Source organism: Pantoea rodasii (assembly GCF_002095465.1).
GTDB classification, from domain to species: Bacteria; Pseudomonadota; Gammaproteobacteria; order Enterobacterales; family Enterobacteriaceae; genus Pantoea; species Pantoea rodasii.
In genome coordinates this window covers 22491-28490 of record NZ_MLFP01000026.1, presented here as the reverse complement: position 1 = coordinate 28490, position 6000 = coordinate 22491, and the positions used below count along the sequence as shown (strand labels likewise).

Annotated in this window: 5 protein-coding genes and 1 pseudogene; all 6 read right to left on the bottom strand. The window is 57.4% G+C overall.

Annotated elements, in window-relative coordinates:
• Positions 1-231: 231 nt before the first annotated feature.
• Positions 232-1016: pseudogene (locus HA45_RS21520) on the bottom strand (ABC transporter ATP-binding protein).
• Positions 1016-1861 (bottom strand): ABC transporter permease, encoded by an 846-nt coding sequence (locus HA45_RS21515; RefSeq protein ID WP_100702090.1) that lies wholly within the window; start codon positions 1859-1861, stop codon positions 1016-1018. The pseudogene HA45_RS21520 and the gene HA45_RS21515 overlap by 1 nt, the downstream one beginning before the upstream one ends.
• A gap of 20 nt (positions 1862-1881) precedes the next feature.
• On the bottom strand, positions 1882-2841 hold the full coding sequence (locus HA45_RS21510; RefSeq protein WP_100702089.1) for an ABC transporter substrate-binding protein: 960 nt from the start codon (positions 2839-2841) through the stop codon (positions 1882-1884).
• Between the two features lie 269 nt (positions 2842-3110).
• Positions 3111-3533, bottom strand: coding sequence for a hypothetical protein (locus HA45_RS21505; RefSeq protein WP_038645291.1), 423 nt, complete (start codon positions 3531-3533; stop codon positions 3111-3113).
• A 96-nt stretch (positions 3534-3629) separates the two neighbouring features.
• A complete protein-coding gene (gene mmuM / locus HA45_RS21500; RefSeq protein ID WP_100702088.1) occupies positions 3630-4565 on the bottom strand; it encodes a homocysteine S-methyltransferase in 936 nt (311 codons plus the stop codon).
• Positions 4555-5964 carry an S-methylmethionine permease gene (gene mmuP, locus HA45_RS21495; protein ID WP_100702087.1) on the bottom strand — a complete coding sequence of 470 codons (1410 nt, stop codon included), beginning with the start codon at positions 5962-5964 and terminating at the stop codon, positions 4555-4557. Before mmuP ends, mmuM begins: the two co-directional genes overlap by 11 nt.
• Positions 5965-6000: the final 36 nt, after the last annotated feature.

The following is a 6000-nucleotide window of genomic DNA, read 5'->3' as shown; positions in this document are numbered from 1 at the left end:
GACTGGCAGTTCGGGTTGGCCTGGATGGCCTTACCCGAACGGTCCGTAGGCACAACGTGGAAGCCGAGGGTACCGCGTCAGCGGCGCGAGGACGTCCCGGCAGCAGCAGAGGTGCTCTGGCCCGCACTCCAGCATTCTCACCCAAACGAAAAAAACTGCCACTTCTTACAGTGACAGCCTTAGCGAATACGCCCTTAACTGTCGAGCTGCGCCACTACACATCTGAGCCTTTCAGTGCGCCATCGCCTGCAGGGTTTCGCTGCGAATCGATTCGGTCACTTCAGCTTTCAGCGCCATAAATTCCGGTGAGGTTTTAATGGTGTAATCGCGCCCATTATTGAAATTCACCGCCACCTCCTGTTTGATGCGGCCCGGCCGGGCACTAAAAATCGCCACCTTGTTGGCCATAAAAATCGCTTCATCAATATCGTGGGTGACAAACAGCACGGTTTTGCGCGATTGCTCCCACACCGACAGCAACAACTCTTGCATCATCACGCGCGTCTGGTTATCCAGCGCGCCAAAAGGCTCATCCATTAGCAGCACCTTGGGATCGTTGGCCAGCGCACGGGCAATCGCAGTGCGCTGCTGCATGCCGCCCGACAGCTGGCGTGGATAGTGCTGGGCAAACCACGTAATCCCACCTGCTGGATGTAATAATCGCTGCGCTCTTTCTGCTGCGCCGCGCCGATGCCACGCTCCTGCAGGCCAAAGCGAATGTTCTCTTCCACCGTCAGCCATGGGAACAGCGTATAGCTCTGGAACACCATGCCACGATCGGCGCCCGGCCCTTCCACGCTTTTGCCGTCCAGCCAGATTTCCCCGCGCGTGGGCGTATCCAACCCGGCGATGATGCGCAGCAGCGTGGATTTACCGCAGCCTGAGGGGCCGAGAATAGTGATGAAATCATTCTCCTCCACCTGATAATGGATCGGCTGTAGCGCCTGAGTTTCTTCCCCTTTCGGCCCGGTGAAAATGCGTTCGACGCCGCGCACGTTGAGTTTGCTGTGTTTCATTACAGGGTGCTCCATGCAAACAAGCGCCGGTTGAGCACTTTAAATAAGTAGTCGGAGATCAAGCCAATACAGCCGATAACAATAATGCCGAAAATGATCTGCCCGGTGTTCAGTAATGCCTGGCTATCGACGATCATATGCCCGATACCGCTTTCCGATCCGATCAATTCAGCAACGATCACGTAAGTCCACGCCCAGCCAAGCACCAGACGCAGCAGTTCGGCAATGCCTGGCGCTGCGCCCGGAATCAGCACACGACGCACGATAGAACGATTGCTACAGCCCAGCGTATAGGCGGCTTCCACCAGATCGCGACGTGCACCGCTCACCGTCACCGCCACCATCAGCACGATTTGGAAGAATGAGCCGATAAAGATCACCAGGATCTTCTGGGTTTCTCCGATACCGGCCCACAGGATCAGCAACGGCACAAACGCCGAGGCCGGTAAATAACGACAAAAGGAGACGAAGGGTTCGAGAAACGCTTCCCAGGTTTTATAGGCGCCCATCATGATGCCCAGCGGTATACCAATCACAGCCGCCAACAGGAAGCCTGCCAGCACGCGCATCACCGTCATGCCAATATCCAGCGAGAAGTTGTACTCGGTGAACAGCACCACGCCCTGCTGCAACATGGTGAGCGGATCGGCCAGAAACGTCGGCGAGACCATGCCGCCCAGCGTCACCAGCGTCCATACCGCGATAAACAGCACAAAGAACGCGACGCCGAGCGCGATACGTAGCCGCAGCGAAATCGCTTTCAGCGGCACCATCAACGGATTGTGCCAGCGCTGTGGCGCATCCGGCAGCGCTGCTGGCGGGGTTATCGGTTGGCTTTTACTCATCTCCATCTCCTTTCTCCCGCTTACTGCACGAAGCTGGCGTCGTACAAGCTTTTCACATCCGGCATTTTCTTGATCACGCCCGCACGCAGCAGCAGTTTGCCCGCTTCATCGCTAAAGGTTTCAATTTCGCCACTGAAGAATTTTTTGTTCTCTTCCGGTCCCTGCCAGCGCAAATAGCTGGCGGATTCAGCGAACTCTTTGCCGGTGGATTTCACCGCCGCACCCATGATCTCGTTGGATTTATCCGGCTGCTGCTTGATCATTTCTAGCGCATCGTAATAGCTGGCCACCAGCGCTTTCGCCGCCTGTGGATGCGCTTTGAGGAAGGTCGGCGTACAGCCAAGCGTGTCCATCACCATCGGATAATCCAGCGTGGTGGCGAGGATCTTGCCGGCTTTCGGCTGATTGCGAATCACCGAGAGATAAGGCTCGTAGCTGACCGCCGCATCATTCTGGCCCACAGCAAAGGATTGCGCCGCTGCCTGCGGTGCCATGGTCGCCAGACGCACGTCTTTCATGGTCATGCCGTTTTTATCCAGCATCCACGCCAGCAGAAAGTAAGGCGATGTGCCTGGCGCATCGACTGCGATGGTTTTGCCTTTCAGATCTTTAATACTGGTGATGTCACTGCGGGTGGCGAGGCCATCTGCACCGTAGGATTTGTCTAACTGGACGATCTGCTTGATGGCAACGCCCGCGGCGTTCCAGGAGATGTAGGTTTCTACTGTGGTGGCCGCACACTGAATGGTGCCGGACGCCACCGCCAGATGTCGGCTGCTCTGCGGGATCATTTTCACATCGACATCGAGGCCGTGCTTTTTGAAAATGCCGGCTTTATCGGCCAGCGTCAGCGGGGCAAATCCGGTCCAGCCGGAGATGCCAATGGCGACTTTGGTGTCGGCGGCCTGCGCGCTTAAAGCGCTGGCGCAAAGTACCGCGGCGGTTAACACACGAACAATATGTTGCACTGGCTTGCCCATCTTCCACTCCTGTTCAAGGTGATGAAAAACAACGGTTGTATAGTCTTATCTATACAAGCCAAGCAATGGCTGTGCCAGATTGTGAAAGCCCGTCGTAACGCGATGGTGTACGGTTATTACGCACTAAGGTGGTGCATATAAAGGGGGCTGTATCCACTCTGGTGCGTAAGAGCAGGAGAAAAGCTGGTGCGAGATGATCGGTATCAGGGCAGCCCAAGGGCCGCCCTTAAAGAGGTTAGCGGACGTTTTAAGGTAACTGTGCGTACGAGTTAACCGCCGCGCGCGCCCACCACGTTGAGACGTGGCTGCGGGTGTTCGGGCTTCAGGTCATACATGCCGCCATAGAATGGATCCACCAGCAGCCAGCCGGGGAAGCCCAATAATGGGATGTTGCCCAACAGATACCACAGGTTAGCGCTGGCCTCGATCGGCAGCGTGACCGGCACATAGCCCGGACTCTCCAGCATCACCTGATAGTGTTTTTTTCCGAAGTAGTTGCCGGTAGATTTCGCCAGCTCAACGGTTTGTGGTGTGTAGCCCTGTGCCACTGCGCGGCCCGTTTCATCCTGCACGGTGAAACGCGCACCTTGCGGCACAGAGTCGATTTTTACCGGCTGCGTTTCTGTGCCGACGATGGTGGCACAGCCACTGAGCAGCAGCGCAGTGGCTGGAAGAAGGTGTCGCAGGTTCATGGCAGGTCCGCTATAGAATCAGATAGGACAGTCTAAACTGCCCTTTCCTGCTTTTCACTCGCCTCAATCGCGCTATCAGTGCTGCTTTTCTGGTCTTTATTGCGGTTGACAACAGGCGGCAATCGCCGCGATATCCTGCGGTGTCGTGCGGCAACAGCCGCCAATCAGTTTTGCGCCCCCCTGCTGCCACTCAGGGAATTTGTCTTGCAGCGTGCAGCCCGACGGCGCCGAGTGCCAGGTTTTGCTGCTGGCATCGTACTGCTCGCCCGAGTTTGGATAGACCAGTAACGGCTTCGCGCACAGCGACTGCAAGGTTTGCAGTGCCGGCGTCACGCTCTCCAGCGCCACGCAGTTGATGCCAATCGCCACCACCTGCGGTGCCGCATTCACTAACTCGGCCACCTGGCTCAACGGCGTGCCGTCGCTGATGTGCTGCGCATCACGCAGGGTGAAGGAGAACCATGCGCTGCTGTTCGGGAACTCCGCCAGCAAACTCACCAGCGCCTGCGCTTCGGCAAACGACGGCAGGGTTTCACACGCCAGCAGATCCACCCCGGCTTCCAGCAGTGCCTTCACGCGCGGGCGATGGAAATCTTTCATCTCGGCTTCAGGCAACGCGTAGTCGCCGCGATACTCGGCACCATTGGCAAGAAAAGCGCCATAGGGACCCACGGAGCCCGCCACCAGCAGCGGTGCGCCACTGCCTGACGCCGCACGATAGTCATCACGCGCACGCTGTGCCAGCTTCACGCTTTGCGTGATCAATTCCAGCGCCTGCGCCTCATTCAATCCCCGCGCGGCAAATCCCTGCGGCGTGGCCTGATAGCTGGCAGTGATTGCGACATTTGCCCCGGCCGCGAAGTAATCGTGATGCACCTGGTAAATCAGCTCAGGATTTTCCATTAACACTTTGGCCGACCATAAGGCATCGGCCAGATTACAGCCACGCGCTTCCAGCTCAGTGGCCAGCGCGCCATCAAGAATTAGCGTGTCGTGTTGGGTTAACGCTTCTGCGACAGGATTACGCGACATCATTGGCCTCCCCGGCCTTCAGGTTACGTCGATGCGTGACATGGTATGCGGCATAGCAGAACAGCACAAATGGAATGCCGCACCACAGCGCAATACGCTGCGACGGATCGAACGCCAGGCCCACACACGCCAACAGACACAGCAGGAAACCGAGAATTGGCGTCAATGGATAGAGCGGTGCACGATACGCAAGCTGTTGCAGCGAGCCGCCCGCGGCCAGATGGCGACGACGGAACACATAGTGCGATGCGCAGATGCTGAGCCACACCGCCACCACCGCAAAACCTGAAATGGCTGACAGCGCGACAAACACCGTATCCGGCGCGATCACGCTGGAGCAAAGCGCCAGCAGGCCGCCGATCATGCTGACGGTCAACGCCAATACGGGAACACCACGACGGTTAACGCGCGTAAAGCAACGCGGCAGCGTATTTTCATTCGCCAGCGACCACAGCATCCGTCCCGATGCATACAGGCCCGAGTTAGCGGCGGACAGGATCGCCGTCAGAATCACGAAGTTAAAGATATCTGCCGCATACGGAATGCCAATCTTTTCAAACACCAGCACAAACGGGCTTTTCACGATCCCGGCCTGATCCATCGGGATCAGCGCGGCCAGCACGAATACCGTCCCAATGAAGAAAATGATCAACCGTGCCACGGTGGTGCGGATCGCCAGCGGTAAGGCTTTCTGCGGCTGCTCGGTTTCACCGGCGGCAATACCAATCAACTCAGTACCCGAGAACGCAAAGTTCACCGCCACCATGGTCATCAGAATCGGCAAGGTGCCGTGCGGCAACCAACCGGAAGCCGTGAGATTACTCAGGCCCGGCGCGGCACTGCCATCTTTCATCGGAATAAAGCCAAACATCGCGCCCGCGCCAAGAATGATGAAGGCGATGATGGTGACCACTTTGATGATGGAGAACCAGAACTCCCCTTCCGCAAAAAAGCGCGTGGAGACGATATTGAGCAGGTAAATGGCGATGCAGAACACCAGACACCACAGCCACACCGGCGTGGTGGGAAACCAGTACTGCATACAGAATCCGGCGGCCGTCAGGCTGGAACCGAGCGCCACCGTCCATGTCAGCCAATAGAGCCACGCCACGGTATAGCCGGTTGCCGGGCTGAGGTAGCGTGCAGCGTAGACATGGAAAGCACCGGTTTCCGGCATCGCCACGGCCAATTCGCCGAGGCACACCATCACCAGCCACACCACCAGCGCGCCAATCAGATACGCCAGTAGCGTGCCCGCAGCTCCGGTGGTTGAGATGATATAGCCGGTATTGAAGAACAGCCCGGTGCCAATCACACCGCCCAGCGACAGCATCACCAGATGCCGCACTTTCATGGTGCGCTTAAAGTTTTCCTGCGAAGGGGTTTCTTGCTGTTGCATGGTTTTTATCCGTATGGACGTCTGAACATCTATATG

What these genes read in the sequence shown, in the direction of transcription:
- HA45_RS21515 (WP_100702090.1), bottom strand. Translation starts at nt 1,861, where the DNA reads ATGAGTAAAAGCCAACCGATAACCCCGCCAGCAGCGCTGCCGGATGCG.
- mmuM (WP_100702088.1), bottom strand. Translation starts at nt 4,565, where the DNA reads ATGTCGCGTAATCCTGTCGCAGAAGCGTTAACCCAACACGACACGCTA.
- HA45_RS21510 (WP_100702089.1), bottom strand. Translation starts at nt 2,841, where the DNA reads ATGGGCAAGCCAGTGCAACATATTGTTCGTGTGTTAACCGCCGCGGTA.
- mmuP (WP_100702087.1), bottom strand. Translation starts at nt 5,964, where the DNA reads ATGCAACAGCAAGAAACCCCTTCGCAGGAAAACTTTAAGCGCACCATG.
- HA45_RS21505 (WP_038645291.1), bottom strand. Translation starts at nt 3,533, where the DNA reads ATGAACCTGCGACACCTTCTTCCAGCCACTGCGCTGCTGCTCAGTGGC.